At 44.7% G+C, this 18,530-nt stretch carries 18 protein-coding genes; 13 read left to right on the top strand and 5 right to left on the bottom strand.

The genetic code is table 11. The features are described from left to right. Positions 1 to 96: 96 nt before the first annotated feature. A complete protein-coding gene (locus IM792_RS07130; RefSeq protein WP_194101144.1) occupies positions 97 to 672 on the top strand; it encodes a hypothetical protein in 576 nt (191 codons plus the stop codon). A gap of 10 nt (positions 673 to 682) precedes the next feature. Here IM792_RS07130 and IM792_RS07125 read toward each other — a convergent pair whose 3' ends face one another. Next, on the bottom strand, positions 683 to 1,048 hold the full coding sequence (locus IM792_RS07125) for a VOC family protein (RefSeq protein ID WP_194101143.1): 366 nt from the start codon (positions 1,046 to 1,048) through the stop codon (positions 683 to 685). A 206-nt stretch (positions 1,049 to 1,254) separates the two neighbouring features. On the opposite strand from IM792_RS07125, the gene IM792_RS07120 reads away from it, so the two are divergent. After that, complete coding sequence (locus tag IM792_RS07120; RefSeq protein ID WP_194101142.1) at positions 1,255 to 1,488, top strand: hypothetical protein; 234 nt, start codon at positions 1,255 to 1,257, stop codon at positions 1,486 to 1,488. A 93-nt stretch (positions 1,489 to 1,581) separates the two neighbouring features. Here IM792_RS07120 and IM792_RS07115 read toward each other — a convergent pair whose 3' ends face one another. The 3 genes from IM792_RS07115 to IM792_RS07105 all read right to left on the bottom strand — a co-directional run bounded on the left by IM792_RS07115 (position 1,582) and on the right by IM792_RS07105 (position 6,204). Further along, positions 1,582 to 2,793 (bottom strand): MFS transporter, encoded by a 1,212-nt coding sequence (locus tag IM792_RS07115; RefSeq protein ID WP_347343800.1) that lies wholly within the window; start codon positions 2,791 to 2,793, stop codon positions 1,582 to 1,584. 454 nt (positions 2,794 to 3,247) lie between these two features. After that, a complete protein-coding gene (locus tag IM792_RS07110) occupies positions 3,248 to 5,707 on the bottom strand; it encodes an outer membrane beta-barrel family protein (protein ID WP_194101141.1) in 2,460 nt (819 codons plus the stop codon). A gap of 89 nt (positions 5,708 to 5,796) precedes the next feature. Continuing rightward, a complete protein-coding gene (locus IM792_RS07105) occupies positions 5,797 to 6,204 on the bottom strand; it encodes a Dabb family protein (protein ID WP_194101140.1) in 408 nt (135 codons plus the stop codon). 234 nt (positions 6,205 to 6,438) lie between these two features. On the opposite strand from IM792_RS07105, the gene IM792_RS07100 reads away from it, so the two are divergent. The 6 genes from IM792_RS07100 to IM792_RS07075 all read left to right on the top strand — a co-directional run bounded on the left by IM792_RS07100 (position 6,439) and on the right by IM792_RS07075 (position 11,808). Then, positions 6,439 to 6,912: a VOC family protein gene (locus IM792_RS07100; RefSeq protein ID WP_194101139.1), complete on the top strand. Its 474-nt coding sequence runs from the start codon at positions 6,439 to 6,441 to the stop codon at positions 6,910 to 6,912. A 4-nt stretch (positions 6,913 to 6,916) separates the two neighbouring features. After that, a complete protein-coding gene (locus IM792_RS07095) occupies positions 6,917 to 7,324 on the top strand; it encodes a DUF1801 domain-containing protein (protein WP_194101138.1) in 408 nt (135 codons plus the stop codon). Between the two features lie 53 nt (positions 7,325 to 7,377). After that, positions 7,378 to 8,193 (top strand): MBL fold metallo-hydrolase, encoded by an 816-nt coding sequence (locus IM792_RS07090; RefSeq protein WP_194101137.1) that lies wholly within the window; start codon positions 7,378 to 7,380, stop codon positions 8,191 to 8,193. 512 nt (positions 8,194 to 8,705) lie between these two features. Then, a complete protein-coding gene (trxA, locus tag IM792_RS07085; RefSeq protein WP_194101136.1) occupies positions 8,706 to 9,023 on the top strand; it encodes a thioredoxin in 318 nt (105 codons plus the stop codon). Between the two features lie 97 nt (positions 9,024 to 9,120). After that, positions 9,121 to 10,041, top strand: a complete 921-nt coding sequence (locus tag IM792_RS07080) for a DUF58 domain-containing protein (RefSeq protein WP_194101135.1) — start codon at positions 9,121 to 9,123, stop codon at positions 10,039 to 10,041. A 300-nt stretch (positions 10,042 to 10,341) separates the two neighbouring features. After that, a complete protein-coding gene (locus IM792_RS07075) occupies positions 10,342 to 11,808 on the top strand; it encodes a glycoside hydrolase family 130 protein (protein ID WP_194101134.1) in 1,467 nt (488 codons plus the stop codon). A 65-nt stretch (positions 11,809 to 11,873) separates the two neighbouring features. On the opposite strand, the gene IM792_RS07070 is transcribed toward IM792_RS07075, so the two are convergent. Next, complete coding sequence (locus tag IM792_RS07070) at positions 11,874 to 13,817, bottom strand: KUP/HAK/KT family potassium transporter (protein WP_194101133.1); 1,944 nt, start codon at positions 13,815 to 13,817, stop codon at positions 11,874 to 11,876. Positions 13,818 to 14,007: 190 nt separating this feature from the next. Between IM792_RS07070 and IM792_RS07065 the strand changes: the two genes are divergently transcribed. The 5 genes from IM792_RS07065 to IM792_RS07045 all read left to right on the top strand — a co-directional run bounded on the left by IM792_RS07065 (position 14,008) and on the right by IM792_RS07045 (position 18,491). Further along, positions 14,008 to 14,493, top strand: coding sequence for a T9SS type A sorting domain-containing protein (locus IM792_RS07065; RefSeq protein ID WP_194101132.1), 486 nt, complete (start codon positions 14,008 to 14,010; stop codon positions 14,491 to 14,493). 278 nt (positions 14,494 to 14,771) lie between these two features. Further along, the gene (locus tag IM792_RS07060; protein ID WP_194101131.1) at positions 14,772 to 15,383 is read left to right on the top strand and encodes a fumarylacetoacetate hydrolase family protein; all 612 of its coding nucleotides are present in this window, start codon (positions 14,772 to 14,774) and stop codon (positions 15,381 to 15,383) included. A 6-nt stretch (positions 15,384 to 15,389) separates the two neighbouring features. Further along, positions 15,390 to 17,105, top strand: coding sequence for a M23 family metallopeptidase (locus IM792_RS07055; protein WP_194101130.1), 1,716 nt, complete (start codon positions 15,390 to 15,392; stop codon positions 17,103 to 17,105). A 6-nt stretch (positions 17,106 to 17,111) separates the two neighbouring features. Beyond that, positions 17,112 to 17,573, top strand: a complete 462-nt coding sequence (bcp, locus tag IM792_RS07050) for a thioredoxin-dependent thiol peroxidase (RefSeq protein WP_194101129.1) — start codon at positions 17,112 to 17,114, stop codon at positions 17,571 to 17,573. 42 nt (positions 17,574 to 17,615) lie between these two features. Beyond that, positions 17,616 to 18,491: a transketolase gene (locus IM792_RS07045; protein ID WP_347343805.1), complete on the top strand. Its 876-nt coding sequence runs from the start codon at positions 17,616 to 17,618 to the stop codon at positions 18,489 to 18,491. Positions 18,492 to 18,530: the final 39 nt, after the last annotated feature.

Below are 18,530 nucleotides of genomic sequence, written 5' to 3'. Positions count from 1 at the left end.
AATAAAAGTTAAATATTGTTAAAATGTACACTGGCTGCTGTTTTGCTATTGTTTTATTGAATAATTAATTAGTACTTTTAAACATAATCTGTCCGGATGGGAACTAACAAGTTTACACATTTATTTTTCTCGATCTTGTTGCTTGTTTCGGCAGTTATCAGCTCGTGCCGTAAGGACGAAGATGTGCAAAGCTTTAATAAGGACGGTAAAGACAGTACCGCCCTCTCATCATCATCGGGCAGTTTTATAGCCACCACCGGCGAATTAAGCATTACCTTTAACGATAGCACTTACGTTTTTGATGCCGAAACAGACAGCATTGCCTTTGTGCGTGTTGATACCGCAGGCAATAAATATTTTGGCATTACCGCCATTAATGATGACCATACCATGAGCTTTGGCATCAGCGGATTGGGCGAAGCGGTTAGCAAGGCAACCACCAAAGTTGAGGGCAGCCAGTTTTTATTTAATGATGAAAAGGTAGCGCCAAGCTATACCCTGAGTAAATCAGCCCATGAACTTGACCTGGGTAAGCTATCGCTTAAAAAATATACTAACGAAAAAGATGATGTAGCCGCCAAAGGTACATTCACTACCTTCCTGGCATCAGACACTACAAAGGATGCCGTACTTTACAAAGTAACCGGCAAGTTCGATATCAAGTTCAAGTAATTAATAATTACTACTCCGCCTTAAATTCAGGGTTATAGATCAGGCCGATCACATTCCCCCAGGGATCTTTTACGGTTGATACCCAAATTTCACCACCTACATTTTGCGGTTCTTCGTGCACGGTTGCTCCGGCGGCAATAAAGCGGTTGTATTCTGTATTGATATCCGTAACTCCCCAATAGGTGATCACATTATCGCCCAACGTGCTTTCATCGGGTTGCAAGCCAAGTTCGTAGCCACCTATGTTAAAGCCTATATAAAATGGCTCATCAAAGTAAGGTTCAACCTCAAAGGCCTTGGTATACCATGCTTTAGCGGCTTGCAGATCAGGCACTCTATATATAGTGGTTCGTAAACCTAATATTGACTTTTTCATTTTACTAATATGTATAATTTTCCTTTAACTATACCAACCATTTAACTACAAAAACACTACCCAAAAGCGGGTAAAAATTAAAATCGGGTTAAAACACTGTGTATCAATACAAGAAATACACCTTTTTAAGGATATTTTATTTTTTTTATTTAACTCACAACAAATTAGTGTATATATTTGTAATGTAATAACAAAAACATCTGTTTATGGAAGATATTATAAAATTCAGAATATTTTTAAGCTTCCCGTTATTAGGCCTGCTAATCCCGGACCTTGGGTTGTACTTAACCGGTTCTTCAGCATCGATTTCGATGCCCATAACGCATTTGATCATCGTTACAACATTGCTTATTTGCATAGCTGTGTTAACCGTTGGCATTTCAGTTTACAAAAAGAAACACGGTATCGAAAAATCTGCTACTCCTGTTTTTGATCTGTAAGCCCGGCAAAAAAATAATCGCCTGCAACAACGGTTTGTTGAACGGAACCTCATCAGGGGCGATAAAATTACTATCCAATTAATTGGATAAGGCTTATACTACTTTTTTTCGGCCAAAGGCAAAGTGCAATAACAGCGCTGCTACCACAAGTGCGCCTCCTAATACTGATACGCCCGTCCATTTCCAGGTTTGCCAGCAGATGCCACCCAGCCAGGTGCCCATGGCTCCGCCTACAAAATAACATACCATGTAAACTGTATTCAGCCTGTTACGCGCCTCGGGATGTAACGCGAATATAATAGCCTGATTGGTAATGTGCATAGCCTGCAAACCCAGATCGAGGAGGATAACGCCGATGATCAACCCTATAAAATAATAACCATATACGCCGAACACCAACCACGATGCCGCCATCATGATGAGCGTAATGGTGATGATGAACGAGCGGCTCATTTTATCGCTAAGCCGGCCCACTACTGATGCCGCTATAGCTCCCCCGGCACCAATGATGCCGAAAGCCCCGCTAACATCAGCCCCCTTAAAAAACGGCGGCCCTTCAAGCAGGAAAACCAGCGTGGTCCAAAACGCGCTGAAACTGGCGAAGGCCAGCATGCCACGCGCGGCAGCCAAACGCAAAGCCGGTTCGGTACGTACAAAATGAACTAACGAACGCATTAGCGAGCTGTAAGTGCCGGTAAAATTCGGCCGTACATCGGGCAGTTTTACCAGCAAGGCTATCCACAGCAAAACCATTAAACCTGCGGCTATAAAAAATATGGCTCGCCAGCCATAATGTTCACCCACAAAACCACTTAATGTACGCGAGGTAAGCACGCCGATAAGCAAGCCACTCACCACAGTACCAATGGCCTTACCACTTTCCTCGGGCTTGGCTAACTGCGCGGCAAGCGGCACAAATAGCTGCGGAATAACCGATGTTAAACCGATAAAAAAGCTGGCCACCATCAACAGCGTAATACTCTTTGCCCAACCTGCTGCTAACAGGGCTGCAACAATAAATATAAAATCGATCAGGATAAGTTTTTTGCGCCTCAGCATATCTCCCAGCGGAATAATGAGCAGCAGACCAGTGGCATACCCTATTTGGGTAAGCATGGCTATCATGCTGGCCTTTGCTTCTGTAACTTTAAACTCGGCAGCTATTTTGCCAAGCAGCGGTTGATTGTAATAGTTATTAGCCACCACCATACCCGCGCCAATGGCCATTAACCAGGTAAGCGCCGGGGTGAGTGTATGTTTAGTATTGTTATCCGTCATGAGGTAAAGCGCAAAGATAGTTACCACATAAATATTTGTGGCAACATGGGTTTATTTTTACGTGGGGAGGATATAAATAGTCCCGCTTGAAAAGTTCATTACTTGTCCTCAATTTCTTTTGAGCGACCAAAAGAAACAAAAGTCGCCGGCTACGCCCTGCCCGGTGAAAGTTTCTGCTTTGGCAAGGCTTGTGCTACTCCGGGCATTTCTGATGCCGGTAATAGAGGTTACTTACGATTTTGTGCTTGGGCTTTGTTGGATAATATTAATTCCCTCCTTGGGGAGGGCAGGGAGGGGTTTCTCCAACTATTCATTTGTATTGCGTTCTACAATCCTGTCATTTCGACGTAGGAGAAATCAGTACACGTTCATTACAAAGCGACAGATTTCTCCTTCGTCGAAATGACAAGAGTTGAATTAGTCCTTCGCTCCCTCTCCTTCAGGAGAGGGCCGGGGTGAGGTAGAAGGCCGTGGTGAAGCTCTATCTCATCCCCTCATCCTGCGATACATCACCTTGATCGCGGTTTTGTTTTTTGTTGTCGGCAGCTTTGCGGCCGGTTGAGCCGAAGCGGTAGCCGATAGAAAAGGTAACTACCCGCATAGAGAAACGCCTTGATGCATCCTGATAATATGGGTACTGCCCGGCCAGGTTATATATCTCCGAACGGAAACGGCGGGTGTTAAACATATCACGCACGTTACCGCTAATGTTCAGCTTATCGGTTATATCGTATTTAATACCTGCATCCAGTCCGTACATAGCCTTCATTTTACCTTGTGCTATTACTTGCGGACCCTGGTAATCATATCTCAGCTGTATGCCTACTTTTTTAATCGGTTTTATGTTGCCGGTAATATTGGCGTTCCAGGCATAGCCGGATGTTTCCTGCAAGCCCAAATCGGCATCGCCATCAATCTGACGGTAGTACACATTCACGTTACCGGTAACATCAAACACCTGCGAAAAATTCCATTTGGCTATCAATTCGTAACCGGCGTTGCGGGCACTGTTAACATTGGCGAAACGGGTAAGGGTACGCACGCTATCCAAAGCCACGCTTATGCGCTGAAAATTCTCGTTGGTAAGGCGGTAGTACAATGATGATGTTAGCGTAAGCGCTTTCCAGTAGTTGATATAACTTAATTCGAACGAGTGCGTATCCTCCGGCCTTAACAACGGCGTACCTTGCTGATAGTTCAGTGGGTCGCTTCTGTCCAAAAACGGTGATAGCTGCCTGTTCCGCGGGCGACTAACACGGCGGGTATAGCTCAGCTGTATAGTTTGCGCATCGCTTATTTTCTGACTCAAAAAGATGCTTGGGTAAACCCTGAAATAATCCTGCTTATTACGCACAGTGCTGGCACTATCCTGTAGCGAGGTGCGTATGTTGGCATCCTCCAGCCTTACACCCGCCTGTATACCAAAATTGCCAAACTGGCGCTGATAGTTGGCATAAACCGCGTGTATGTATTCGTTATATAAAAAGCGGTTGGTTTGGCTTAAATCGCGCTGAAACATGCCTTGGGTAAAGGCGGTATCAACCAGGTAATCATTATCATTTTCGGCAATGGTGGTGCGGTAACCGGCTTCCAGTTTGCCTTTGTTATCGGCAAAAGGCAACACATAATCAGCCTGGATATTCCAGTTGTTGCCGCGCTCCTTGTTGTAGTTGTTCTGCAAAAAGTTGGTTGCCGATACCGGTTGGTAATAACGATAGGCCGTGTTCAGATAATCGTAATTATCCTCATCACCCTTTGAGTAGCCAATATTAGCGGTCAGTTGCTCGCCCTTGCGTTTAAATTTTTGGTCGAGGTCGAGGTTAATATCATAGTTGGTACCGCTGCCATTGCTTACGTTATCCTGAATGGTTTGCTGGGTTAATCCACTTTGGCCAAACAGATCGGTTGAGCCGGTTTGGTAACGATCGCGCTGGCGGGTGTTAACGTTACCCGACAGGCTGATGGTAGTTTTATCGCCCGCGTTCCAATCGATACCCGCGCGTATGTTGTGCGAATCGAACACAAAGCTTTGATCCTGCGTTTGGTTTTGGAACAGGGTATCGGCACCAATAAAAGTCTGCCTGTTGGTATAGCCATTGCCAACCCGTTTACCGTGGCGATAGCTATAATTGGTGTACAGGTTAAATTTCGGGGTTTGATAGCCCAGGTTAAGGTTACCGTTATAGGTATCATAATTACCCGCGGTAAACGCCGCCTGCCCGTTAAAGCCAACACGTGCGTTCTTTTTAAGTATGATGTTGATGATACCCGATTGCCCTTCCGGATCGTATTTGGATGAGGGGTTGGTGATCACCTCAATGTTTTCGATAGAGCTTGCCGGTAACGATTGCAGAATATCGCTCACACTGCCACCCGTTAATGCCGATTGCTTGCCGTTGATCAGCACTCTTACATTGCTTGAGCCGCGCAGGTTTACGTTGCCATCCACGTCAACCTGTACCGATGGCACATTGCTCAGCAGATCGGTAGCAGAACCACCCTGGCTTACCAGGCTTTGATCAACGCTAAAGGTTTTTTTATCAACCCCAAGCTGTATGGTGTTGGGTTGGGCCTTAACCACAACCTCCTTAAGTACACTGGTAGCACGGGCCAGTTTTATAGCACCCAGATCAACCGCTTTTTGGCTTGGGCTGATAACGATGCTATCCTTTGTAAAACTGGTATAGCTTACAAATGTGATGCGTACCTGGTAAGCACCATCGGCCAGGCCGTTAATGGTAAACTTACCATCGAGCCCGGTTTGTACGCCTTTTACCGGTTGGTTGGTGGCCTTATCAAACAAACCTACGGTTGCAAACTCTACAGGCTTATTATTTTCGGCATCAGTAAGCAGGCCGGTAACCGAGCCGGTTTGCTGGGCATATAAATTGGTTGTAGCAAATAATAAAACAGTCAGGATTCCCTTTAACAACATTCTCATGCTGCAAAATTGCCCTTTTTAATAGCGCGGGGCGAGGATACTCTGTAACTTTATTATTATGTAACTTAATTGATAGGATAGTTTAATAACTACGCCTCAACAGCATCATACACAATTACTTTCTCCCAAAGGTGACTATGATTTTTGATGAACTCCTGATGGATGGGATGATCCTGATAAGTCTTCTGCCCTTCCAGATCGGCAAAGAACATCAGCTCTGATACACCCCAGCTATTATCAACCACGTCGCGCTTTTCGGTACTGGCCACTATGCCTACATGTATCTGCTTAATGGTTTCAATTTTAGCTAAAGCTTTTACACCCGCCACCAGTTTATCCCTATCCTCGATGGAAGTTGGATTTTTAAGCCAGAAAAACACATGGTGTACAACCGGATATTTACTTTTTGCCGATGCTAACGGTAATGCTGATGCTGCTGTTCCTGCTGCCATAACTGCTGTAGTTGCTATAAAGTTTCGTCTGCTTTTTATGCTCATAGTATTAGATTAAGGAGAGCCTAATTTAGTAAAAGTTTGGCACCCCTCCTAAATCCTCCCCGAGGGGGAGGACTTTTCTTTTGCTCCCTCTCCTTTGGAGAGGGCTGGGGTGAGGTTTCTTTGAGGCCCCTGTCGCAACCAGCCCCTTTATATGTCGCTTTTGCACAGCACGGTTAAACTTGTGGTGCGGTATGTTTGTATTATAATATCATCTAACCAATAAAAAATATCGTTATGCAAAAGATCACACCTTTCCTTTGGTTCAACAATAATGCCGAAGAAGCCATGAACTACTACCTTTCAGTTTTTAAGGATTCAAAAGAACTGAGTATAATGCGCGCCACTGATGGCATGCCTGGTGCGCCGGGTTCTGTGCTGGTAGCTTATTTTGAACTGAATGGCGTGGAGTTGTGCGCCATGAACGGCGGCCCGCAATTTAAGTTTGACGAGGCTGTATCATTTGTTGTTAACTGTAAGGATCAGGCCGAGGTTGACTATTACTGGGATACCTTTATTAAGGATGGCGGTACCGAATCAGCCTGCGGATGGCTGAAGGATAAGTTCGGCCTGTCGTGGCAGATCACCCCTACCCGCCTGATTGAGCTGATGCAGGACAAAGACCCGGTAAAGGCGCAACGCGTAGCTCAGGCCATGATGAGCATGATCAAGATAGATATTGCCGAACTGGAAAAGGCCTACGCCGGTTAACACCATGAACAGCAACGACAAACCCTTTGTAGCCAAAACGGTAGACGAATATCTGGCTACCCTGCCCGAGCCTGCCAAAACCGCGCTTGCCAACCTGCGGGCAGCCATACGCGAAGCTGCCCCACAAGCCGAGGAATGCATTAGCTACCAGATACCTACTTACAAATACAAGGGCATGCTGGTGCATTTTGCCGCCTTTAAAAACCATTGCGGGTTTTACGGTGTAAGCAAAGCGGTTATTGATCAGTACATGGATAAGCTGCCGGGCTGCAAGATAAACGGCACCACCATACAGTTTAAAGCCAGCCAAGGTTTGCCTGCCAATGTGGTGAAAGAGATAGTTGCCATTCGCCTTAAACAGAACGATGAGAATTTTGAACAGGGGCGCAAGCAGTACGGCAAAAAGAGCTGAACTCTTGCTAAAAAAATTATCATTATAAAAAACAAACCGGTATTTTTGCTGCAATGTCATTATACATTGCAGCATTAAATTCGGGCAGTAACGGCAACTGTTATTACGTTGGTAACGAGCATGAAGCCGTGTTGATAGACGTGGGTATATCCTGCCGTGAGGTGGAGCGGCGCATGGCTCGTCTTGGCTTGAATATGGGCAAGGTAAAAGCCATATTCATTTCGCACGAGCATAGCGACCACATCAGCGGCCTGGCCGTACTTTGCCGCAAATACAAGCTGCCCGTGTACATTACCCCCGGTACTATGCTGCATGGCCGTTTGATGCTTGATTGTGTAATGAACTTTACCGATCATCAACCGGTAAACATCGGCAGTTTGAACATTACCCCTTTCAGCAAACTACATGATGCCGCCGACCCTTACAGCTTTGTAGTAAGCAACGGCAACATCACCATAGGTATATTTACCGATCTGGGTGCGGTTTGCGCCAACCTTACCCGTTACTTTAAGCTTTGCCACGCCGCTTTTCTCGAAGCTAATTATGATGAGCAGATGCTCGACAGCGGCCGGTACCCATATTTTTTGAAGAAACGCATTCGCGGCGGTAAGGGGCACTTATCAAACGCGCAGGCCTTGCAGTTGTTTATTGAACACAGGCCGCCATTCATGTCGCACCTGCTGCTGGCGCACTTATCTAAAGACAATAATTCACCCGAGCTGGCCCACGAACTTTTCAACCAACATGCCGGAGATGTACACGTAGCCGTGGCCTCCCGCTACGCTGAAACAGCGGTTTATAAGGTTGACGGACAAAAAGCCGATTTTAGCACAATGGTACAATCGGTGCAGATGAGTTTGATGCTGTAGTCAGTAACCCTACACGCTTTTTTGTCATTTCGAACGAGGTACGAGGAGAAATCTGTCGCTTTGTTATGAACGCGTGTAGATTTCTCGCTATCGCTCGAAATGACAAACGTATAAGTATAAAACCCGCGTCATTGCGAGGTACGAAGCAACCCCATGGCGACTTATCGTGAAGAATGCCCTAAAGAGATTGCTTCGTACCTCGCAATGGCGTAAAAGTTATAAGTATTCAGAATGAATTTAGGAGGGGTATACTTTTTTTCGCTATCGCAATAAAAACAACAACCAATAAAACCAAAAGGAGTAAAGCTTCGTAAATAGAAATTAACAAGCCCCCCCTTCTTGTTAATAAAAAACTTACGACCTTTTGGCATAAACCATTACCTTTAGCGTCACCCCAAAGTTACTCTGGCAGGTGTAAATAATTTGATTGTCACATTGTCAGTACTGTATTTGTGGCAAGCAAATTGATTAGCATATATTTGTATAACATAAATAAAAAGGAAGAAAAGATCATGGCTTTAGAAATAACTGATGCAAACTTCGAAGAACTTGTATTAAAATCAGACAAACCGGTTTTGGTTGATTTTTGGGCAGAGTGGTGCGGCCCTTGTCGCATGGTAGGCCCTGTAGTTGAGGAGTTGGCTAAAGAATACGATGGCAAGGCTGTTGTAGGTAAAGTAAATGTTGATAACAATCCCGGCATCTCAATGAAGTTCGGCATCCGTAATATACCAGCGCTGTTGTTCTTCAAAAATGGCGAGATCGTTGACAAACAGATCGGCGCGGTGCCAAAATCAATTTTAGCAAATAAACTAAGCGCTCAGGTATAATCCTCCTGTCGTTTTTTAATATAGAAAGAGCGGTGCATATTGCATCGCTTTTTTTATGCGTTATGGTTTGGTAAACGCAAATAACTACTTTAGTGCAATGGCAAAATTAAGCGACGATCAGCACATCAGGCAACTGGCTAACCTTGAGCTGCTGGCCCGGCAGGTGGTTGAGGGGTTTATAACCGGTCTGCATCAAAGCCCTTTTCATGGTTTTTCTGTAGAGTTTGCCGAGCACCGGTTGTATAACAATGGCGAATCGGTTAAAAACATTGACTGGAAGCTGCTTGCCCGTACCGATAAATTGTTTGTAAAACAGTTTGAGGAGGAAACCAACCTGCGCTGCTATTTACTGCTGGATACTTCATCATCCATGAATTACCCGGAAAAGGGCACCAGCAAGCTGCAATTTTCTATATACGCCATGGCATCACTCATGTATCTGCTCAAAAAACAGCGCGATGCCTTTGGTTTATGCGCCTTTGCCGATCAGATCAATTTTTTAAGTGCTGCCCGTTCAACCGGTACACACCTGTTTTATCTGTTTGCCGAGTTGGAGAAAGCCTACGCCAACACCCAGCTAAATACTACCACCAACATTGCCGGTGTATTACACCATATTGCCGCCGAGGTGCACCAGCGCTCGCTTATTATTGTTTTTAGCGATATGCTCGAAAACAATGTTGACGATGATAAGCTGCAAAAACTATTTGCCGCCATACAGCACCTAAAGTTTTGCAAGCACGAGGTGATAATATTTAACGTTACCGATAAAAAACACGAGCTCGATTTTGAGTTTGATAACCGCCCCCACCATTTTATTGATATGGAAAGCGGCGAAGAAATAAAGGTGCACCCCAACCGCATCCGCGATGCCTATCGCGCCTCATTGCAGCAATACCGCCACCAGCTCGAACTCAAATGCGCCCAATACAACATCGACCTGGTTGATGCCGACATCAGCGCAGGCTACAACGAAGTATTGAAGGCTTATCTTATTAAGAGGAATAGGATGATATAGTCATTGGGGATTGGTCATTAGTCATTGGACATTAGTGGTTGGTAATTGGAGGTTAGTAGTTAGAGATTAGTTGAAAACAATATCAACCATACAAACAATGACTAATGACCATTCCAATGAAAACTCTAATGACTAATGACCATTGCCCACTGACTATTATAAAAAAAAGTAAACCAATCGTTTTGCGAATTGTGTTTAGTGGTAGTTGCAACATATTTTATCTTTTTAGCTAAAAAACAGTGAAAATAGTGCAACCAAATTGCCTGTATAGCTGTTAGTGATAAAACTTATCTATTATATATGAGACTTCCTATTGTACGCAAGCCAATACGAGTAAACCCTGATTCGAGGCGCGTAATAGCCAGATTTTTTTTCAATGGTAATGACCGTGCCAAGCAGGTAATACAAAAAGTGATGGTGATAAGTGAAGATGCCGCCTTTGGTATAGTATCGCCCATATTGCAAGAGTATTCAAAACGCCACCGTAATATTACCCGTGTGCTTAACCGCCATTGCAGCAAGTTAAAGCCATTGTTTGAGGAGCTGGGTATTGATTTTGATTCGCTTTCGGTTTATCGTAAGTTGCTGATAGGCTCATATTTTACGCATGAATATTCTATTGAGTCGGCCGCCTTTTTTAACCCGTCGATTGTTGACGACCCGGATCAAACCGAACTGGAAGAAGGGCAGCGCCGTGTCATCATGAGTTTCAGAGCTGTAGGTGAAGGGCACATATCATCCATCACCTTTCGCCGTGCTTTGTTTGATGAAAAGAACAACATTACCGTATTACCCGCGGGCAATTATATTGATGAGGCCGAGATAGTACGCAATGCCGTCTACAACAAAAAATTGTTTTTTGAAAAAGCTGTAGCCACACAAATAAATATTGATGTGCTGAAGGAGCTGGAATCAAAGCTCGACCATCATTTTGAGTATTCAAACCTGCGCCGCATTATTCTCGATTCGCAAAAATTGCAGGAAAACGATGCGCATAAATTGGAGTACGATAAAATATTATGGCTGGCCGATTCGTACTACGAAATAGTTTTTTCGCTGGATACCGATATATCCGACAGGGTTATCTTCCCGATATCTGAATACGAACGCAAGGGTATTGAGGATGCCCGCTTTGTTACGTTTACCGATGATGATGGCAACCGCACCTATTATGCCACCTATACGGCTTATGATGGCGCACTGATAATGCCTAAGCTTTTGCAAACAACCGATTTTTATAGCTTCCGCATTATGCCTTTGTATGGCGATGGCGCGCAAAATAAAAATCTGGCACTGTTTCCGCGTAAAATAAACGGCAAATACGCCATGATATCACGTATTGATGGCTGCAACAATTACATCATGTATTCGGATAAGATAAACATCTGGGAGAAACCGGTGCTGTTGCAGGAACCACGGTTTACCTGGGAGTTTATACAGATAGGTAACTGCGGTTCGCCCATTGAAACTGAGCACGGCTGGATCATGATAACACACGGTGTAGGCCCTATGCGCAGGTATGTGTTGGGTGCAAGCCTGCTGAAACTGGATGATCCGTCGGTAGAGATAGGCCGTTTAAAGGAACCATTAATTATACCAAATAGTGATGAGCGTGAGGGATATGTACCTAACGTGATTTACTCCTGCGGATCGATTGTGAATAAAAATAAGCTGATCATTCCTTATGGCCTGTCCGACTATTCAACATCATTTGTTGAGGTTGATATGGACGAGCTGATCGATAAACTAAAATCAGACGGAATATAAAACTAACAGACAGTGGACAACAAAAAAGCGGGAACTTCATCAGTTCCCGCTTTTTTTATGGTGTTTTATTGTACCCTTATCATATCCACATTATCAGGCGTGGTGAGCATCAGCGGTACCTTTTCAACCGTAACAAAGCTCAGGTCGAGGCCAAAGCCACGTTCTTCGGATAAGCTGGCCTTTTTCAACTGCACGTAGATATCCATTATCAGCTGCTCGTAAAACGACAGGTTATGCGAGCGCGACAGTGTTTTTTCGATCACCACAAAGCGGAAATCGCCAACAATGTTGTGCTTGCCCAGTGATTTGTATTTACTGGTGATGTTCACCTCACCATTCTTCACCAAATCCTCAACCACGCGGCGGAACAATACGTTTATCTGCTGCTCAACCCGGAAACCCAGCTTAAAATCGATACGGATCAATTTGCCCGGCACTAAAAAATCAACCTCGTATTCGCGGGTATAAGGCTCATCAACCACGTCAACGTGTACCAGCCAGTATATATCGGCCCGCTTGGGCTGCTTTTGCAGTATGGAGTAAATTATTTTTGATTCAACCTCCGAGTTAAAGTTGGCGCTGGTTAAATACACCAGTTGCGATGAATATTTGGGTACGGTTTCATCATCGCTCAACTCGTTTATGATCTGGAAATAATCCTCTATCTCGATGAATTTAACATAGCGGTTCTTGATCTTGCGGGCGGTATGCCACGTCCACATCACTACAAACAGCATAAAGCCTATTGATAGCGTGAACCAGCCGCCATGTACAAACTTAACCAGGTTACCTAATAAAAAGGTGCCCTCAATAAGCAGGTATACCAAAAAGAACAAGGCTATTAAATAAGCCGGAACCTTGCGGCGTTGCAAAAACTTTGATACCAGTATGGTAGTCATCAGCATGGCTACAGTGATACTTAAACCGTATGCGGCCTCCATTCTTTCTGATTTCTCGAACAGTAAAACCACTATGATACAGCCAACACACAATATCCAGTTGATGCTGGGCACATATAGCTGACCTTTTTGATCGGTAGGGTAATTAATGCGCACCTTTGGCCAAAGGTTAAGCCTAACGGCCTCGGCTATCAGCGTGAACGAGCCGGAAATCAAAGCCTGGCTGGCAATAATAGCCGCTACCGTTGCCAGGCCGATACCAAATATCAAAAAGCCCTCGGGCATAATTAAATAAAACGGATTCTTGTTACCCAGGTATTCGCCATTATGGTTAATAAGCCATACCGCCTGGCCTAAATAGTTAAGCACCAAACAGCTTTTAACATATATCCAGCTTACGCGGATGTTTGAGCGGCCGCAGTGCCCCAGATCAGAATACAGGGCTTCGGCACCAGTGGTACACAGAAAGACGGCACCCAATATCACAAAGGCATTGGGGTTATTACTCAGCAAATCGTAAGCGTAATACGGGTTAAGCGCCTTAAGCACCCACGGCATTTGTACCACCATCAGGATGCCTAATACGCCCATCATGGTAAACCACAAAAACATGATAGGCCCAAATGCCTTACCCACCAGCGAAGTACCAAACTGCTGTATAATAAACAGCATGGCTATAATAATGAGCACTATTTGATACGTAGGCAGCGTCATTTGCGGGAAACGGGTATGCAAACCCTCAATGGCTGATGATATGGTGATGGGTGGTGTAATAATACCATCGGCCAACAAGGCGCAGCCGCCTACCACGGCGGGCACAATGAGCCACCGGGCCTTACGCCGCACTAACGAGAATAGCGAGAATATGCCACCCTCGCCCTTGTTATCAGCCAATAAGGTAATTAATACGTATTTTACGGTGGTTTGCAGGGTAAGCGTCCAAAATATGCATGATACGCCGCCCAGTACAAGGCTTTCGTTTATGGCTTGCGCGCCAACAATTGCTTTAAATACGTACAACGGTGATGTACCGATGTCGCCGTAGATGATCCCTAAACTAATAAGCAGCCCGGGGACTGTCAGTTTTTGAAGGTCTTTATGACTTGACACTATATTGTATTAAATGCAACATTATAAATATTTTACCTACAAACTTAAACTTATAAAAACCGTATAAGTCAGTATATAAATTAGTGCAATATTACAGCCATTTTGTTAAAAATTGTTAAAGTATTAAATATAAAGCTTAACTTTTTGAAATGGCTTGGTGTAATTTATACATTTGTAGCAGTGTAACTGTATGAAGCAAAAATTTACTTATCTTAATTTATGGACTATAGTGATCGCAATAGCGGTGACCATGAATTTTGCTTTTGCAGGTACAACCATGGTTCAGGATAGCCTTATCCTGAAAAAAAAGGGCAAAACATCGTACTTAAAAAGCGGTTTGCCATTCACCTTGCCGCCCTTAAAACCGGGAACCGTATCAACCACAAAACTTAGCGTTAACCGCCAGGACGATAAGTTGCTCAGCAACGTACAGATATACCCCAACCCCGTTACCGACCAGATCAATCTGCGTTATGATGTTGCACGCAACACCAATGTTACCATCAAGATAGTTGATATGCTGGGTAATGATGTAGCTACCATTTTTCAGCAACGTGTTGAATCGGGCGATCAAAAGTTCACCTACATCATCAACAACAAACTCAGCCGCGGCTTCTACTTCCTCCGCATCATCGCCGGCACGGAGTCTACTATTAAGAGATTGTCTGTTTTATAGAGATTAGTGGTTAGAGGTCAGTGATTAGTGGTCATTAGTCATTGGGTCTTTTCATTGGGCAATAGTCATTAGTTATTGTTTGTATGGTTGATATTGTTTTCAACTAATCTCCAATCTCTGACTACTAATCACTCACAACTGACCACTCACTGTTCACAACTAATCTCCAACCACTAACTACTAATCACTCACTATTCACAACTGACCACTAATTACCAACCTCCAACCACCAATCTCTGAACCAAATTAATTAGCTTTGACGTTTTACCATTGCTATTATGAAGATTATTGCCATTGGGCGCAACTATGCCGAGCACGCTAAGGAGCTTAATAACCCGATACCAACCACACCAGTTATATTTATGAAGCCTGATACGGCTTTGCTTAAGGAGAATAAGCCGTTCTACTATCCCGAATTTTCGACGGATGTGCATTATGAGGCTGAGCTTGTGTTAAAGATATGCAAGGAAGGTAAGCACATCAGCGAGAAGTTTGCCGCCAATTATTATGATGAGATAGGTTTGGGTATTGATTTTACCGCCCGCGATATCCAGGCGCGCCACAAGGAAAAAGGCCTGCCCTGGGAGCTGGCCAAAAGCTTTGACGGATCGGCACCCATCAGCAACTTTTTGCCCAGGAGCCAGTTTGCCGATATGTATAATATCAACTTCAGCCTCAGTATAAATGGCGAAAAGAGGCAGGCAGGCAATACAAAGGATCTGCTTTTTTCGTTTGAACGTATCATAGCATTCGTATCGCAATACATTACCCTAAAAAAGGGCGACCTTATTTTTACCGGCACACCCGAGGGTGTAGGCCCCATAGCCATAGGCGACCACCTGGAAGGGTTTATTGAGAGTGATAAAATGCTTGATTTTTACGTGAAATAATACCGGATGATGCTAAAAAAGCTTGGGGCGCTGTTAAGCCTTATATTAATGTGCGCTGTAGCCACCGCGCAGGATGTTATACAAACCAGTTTTTACCCAAAGGATGTTTTTCGCTACCCGCTTGATCTGCCGCCAAGCACGGCAGGCTCGTTCGGTGAACTAAGGCCCAACCATTTTCACTCCGGGTTAGATTTTAAGACCAACCAGCGCACCGGTTACCCTATACATGCTATTTTAGATGGCTTTGTATCGCGCCTGCGCATACAGTATGGCGGCTTCGGCAGGGCGGTGTACATTACCCACCCCAACGGGTTTACGTCGGTATACGGGCATTTGGATAGGTTTAGTCCGGCTATTGAGGGCCTGATACGCGACTACCAGATGCAGCAGCAAAGCTACGAGGTTGATTTTCAATTGCTGCCACTTCAACTCCCGCTTCAAAAAGGCGACATTTTCGCATGGACGGGTAATGCCGGGGCTTCGGCAGGACCACACCTGCATTTTGAGCTTCGCGATAGCAAGAACGAGCAAACCATCAACCCGCAACTATTCGGCCTTACCATACCCGATGAGGTGCCACCAACCCTGCAAGCCATTGCCACCTACCATTTTGCCGATGGCGCGCCATTCAGCGAAAAAACGCCGCATATGTTTATGGCTGTGTTTGGTGCAAATGGGCAATATCGCCTAAAAAACAATCAGCCAATACATTTAAGCGGGGCAGTTGGTTTCGGCCTAACGGCTTATGATATGAATAGCGTATCGCCCAACCATAACGGCATCTATTCGGTAGAGATAAAACTGGATGGTAATACGGTGTACACCTTCGCGGTTGAGCGTTTTGGCTTCGATCAAACCCGGGCCATTAATGCTTACCTGGATTATCCGGCCTTCCTTACCTCGCGCCGCTGGATGCAGAAATGCTTTGTACCGCCGGGCAGCAACGTATCGTTATACCCGCAATCAGTAAACCGTGGTATCATCAATTTTGATGACGATGCCATGCACGATGTACAATACATAGTGCGCGATGTGGCGGGCAATACCTCCACATTGAACGTAAAGGTTAAATCATCAAAAAATGATGTTAAACCATTCGTACCTAAAGGGCCGCTTTTTCTGTACGATAAAACCAATGAGTTTAATAACGATAAGATAAAGGTGATTGTTGAGCCGGGCAACCTGTACGATAACCTCGACTTTAACTATGCCCGCCTGCCACGCAAGCCGGGCGCTTATTCAGAAACTCACCGCATACACAACCGCTTTACACCTATCCACGAAACCTTTAGCCTTTGGATAAAACCCGATAGCACCATTGGCGATAATGCCGATAAGGCCGTGCTGATCAACACTGCCGGCAACCTGGTTATCGGTAAGTTTGAGGATGGTTATGTAAAGGGGCAATGCCGCTTTTTTGGCGATTACTACATCAGGGTTGATACCGTGCCGCCGGTAATTACACCGGTGAACATTCGTGAGGGCAGTAATCTATCGGCCGCGAAAAGTATTACACTACGCATGAGCGATAACCTGTCGGGCGTGAAAAGCTATGTGGGTAAAATTGACGGCAAGTGGGTTTTGGTTGAGCACGATTACAAGACCAAATTATTAAGATATTATTTTGATGAGGATATTAAACACGGAAAACATACATTTGAACTAACCGTAACCGATGCTAAAGATAACGCATCGCAATTTAAGGCTAACTTTTACCGATAGAAAAACATGGCAACATTAGCAGCAGGCGATAAAGCTCCCGATTTTAACGCCAAAGATCAGAACGGCAAAGCCGTTTCATTGGCTGATTTTAAAGGCAAAACCGTGATACTTTACTTTTACCCAAAGGATGATACCCCCGGCTGTACTGCCGAGGCTTGCAGCTTTAGGGATAACTACCAATCGCTGCTGAGCCAAGGCTTTGAGGTGATAGGTGTAAGTACCGATGACGAGAAATCGCACAAAAAGTTTGAGAGCAAATACAGCCTGCCATTTACCCTTATTGCTGATGAAAGCAAAGAAATTGTTGAAGCATACGGCGTTTGGGTTGAAAAAAACATGTATGGCAAAAAATATATGGGCACCGCGCGTAAAACGTTTTTAATTAACGGCGATGGCATTATCACTCAAATTATTGATAAGGTTGATACCAAAAACTCATCGCAACAGGTATTAGATGTGTTGAAATAACACCTATATATCAGATTAATATTTATTTTAGCCGAAATTTAAATTTATTGCAATAAAACCTATCATTTAATGAAACAAGACATAGAGCAATTAAAACAAACCGCATCGCAGGTGCGCCGTGACATCGTAAGGATGGTACATGCCTGCCAGTCAGGTCACCCGGGCGGCTCATTAGGTTGTACCGATTTTTTGGTAGCCCTTTACTTCAACATCATGAAAAACGATCCGTCGTTTAACATGGATGCCAAGGGCGAAGACCTGTTCTTCCTATCAAACGGACACATATCGCCGGTATTTTACAGCGTACTGGCACATGCCGGTTACTTTGATAAAGCCGAGCTGGGTACCTTCCGTAAATTAAACTCAAGGTTACAAGGCCACCCAACTACGCATGAGGGTTTACCGGGTGTGCGTATCGCTTCGGGTTCATTAGGCCAGGGCCTTTCAGTTGCTATTGGCGCTGCTTTGGCTAAACGCTTAAACGGCGACGACAGCATTGTTTACACCCTGCATGGTGATGGTGAGTTACAGGAAGGCCAGATATGGGAAGCCGCCATGTTTGCTCCGCACAATAAATTAGATAGATTGATAGCTACGGTTGACTACAACGGTCAGCAAATTGATGGCCCTACCGAAATGGTATTATCATTAGGTAACCTGAAAGCAAAATTCGAGGCCTTTGGCTGGGAAGTGCTTGAGGAGCCGCATGGTAACGATATGGCCAGCGTAGTTGCTGTACTTGAAAAAGCCAAAAGCCTGACAGGTAAAGGTAAACCTATCGTTATCCTGCTTAAAACAGGCATGGGTTACGGTGTCGACTTTATGATGGGCAGCCACAAATGGCATGGTGTTGCACCTAATGATGAGCAGCTGGCTACAGCCCTTGCTCAGCTTGAGGAAACACTGGGCGATTATTAAGCCCCCCGGCCCCCTGAAGGGGGAGTTGCAGTTGCAGCG

This window comes from Mucilaginibacter sp. JRF, from assembly GCF_015223065.1.
Classification (GTDB): Bacteria; Bacteroidota; Bacteroidia; order Sphingobacteriales; family Sphingobacteriaceae; genus Mucilaginibacter.
Note: the sequence above shows the minus strand (reverse complement) of the source record. Positions and strands in the feature narration are given on the sequence as shown.

What these genes read in the sequence shown, in the direction of transcription:
- IM792_RS07130 (WP_194101144.1), top strand. Translation starts at nt 97, where the DNA reads ATGGGAACTAACAAGTTTACACATTTATTTTTCTCGATCTTGTTGCTT.
- IM792_RS07125 (WP_194101143.1), bottom strand. Translation starts at nt 1,048, where the DNA reads ATGAAAAAGTCAATATTAGGTTTACGAACCACTATATATAGAGTGCCT.
- IM792_RS07120 (WP_194101142.1), top strand. Translation starts at nt 1,255, where the DNA reads ATGGAAGATATTATAAAATTCAGAATATTTTTAAGCTTCCCGTTATTA.
- IM792_RS07110 (WP_194101141.1), bottom strand. Translation starts at nt 5,707, where the DNA reads ATGAGAATGTTGTTAAAGGGAATCCTGACTGTTTTATTATTTGCTACA.
- IM792_RS07105 (WP_194101140.1), bottom strand. Translation starts at nt 6,204, where the DNA reads ATGAGCATAAAAAGCAGACGAAACTTTATAGCAACTACAGCAGTTATG.
- IM792_RS07100 (WP_194101139.1), top strand. Translation starts at nt 6,439, where the DNA reads ATGCAAAAGATCACACCTTTCCTTTGGTTCAACAATAATGCCGAAGAA.
- IM792_RS07095 (WP_194101138.1), top strand. Translation starts at nt 6,917, where the DNA reads ATGAACAGCAACGACAAACCCTTTGTAGCCAAAACGGTAGACGAATAT.
- IM792_RS07090 (WP_194101137.1), top strand. Translation starts at nt 7,378, where the DNA reads ATGTCATTATACATTGCAGCATTAAATTCGGGCAGTAACGGCAACTGT.
- trxA (WP_194101136.1), top strand. Translation starts at nt 8,706, where the DNA reads ATGGCTTTAGAAATAACTGATGCAAACTTCGAAGAACTTGTATTAAAA.
- IM792_RS07080 (WP_194101135.1), top strand. Translation starts at nt 9,121, where the DNA reads ATGGCAAAATTAAGCGACGATCAGCACATCAGGCAACTGGCTAACCTT.
- IM792_RS07075 (WP_194101134.1), top strand. Translation starts at nt 10,342, where the DNA reads ATGAGACTTCCTATTGTACGCAAGCCAATACGAGTAAACCCTGATTCG.
- IM792_RS07065 (WP_194101132.1), top strand. Translation starts at nt 14,008, where the DNA reads ATGAAGCAAAAATTTACTTATCTTAATTTATGGACTATAGTGATCGCA.
- IM792_RS07060 (WP_194101131.1), top strand. Translation starts at nt 14,772, where the DNA reads ATGAAGATTATTGCCATTGGGCGCAACTATGCCGAGCACGCTAAGGAG.
- IM792_RS07055 (WP_194101130.1), top strand. Translation starts at nt 15,390, where the DNA reads ATGATGCTAAAAAAGCTTGGGGCGCTGTTAAGCCTTATATTAATGTGC.
- bcp (WP_194101129.1), top strand. Translation starts at nt 17,112, where the DNA reads ATGGCAACATTAGCAGCAGGCGATAAAGCTCCCGATTTTAACGCCAAA.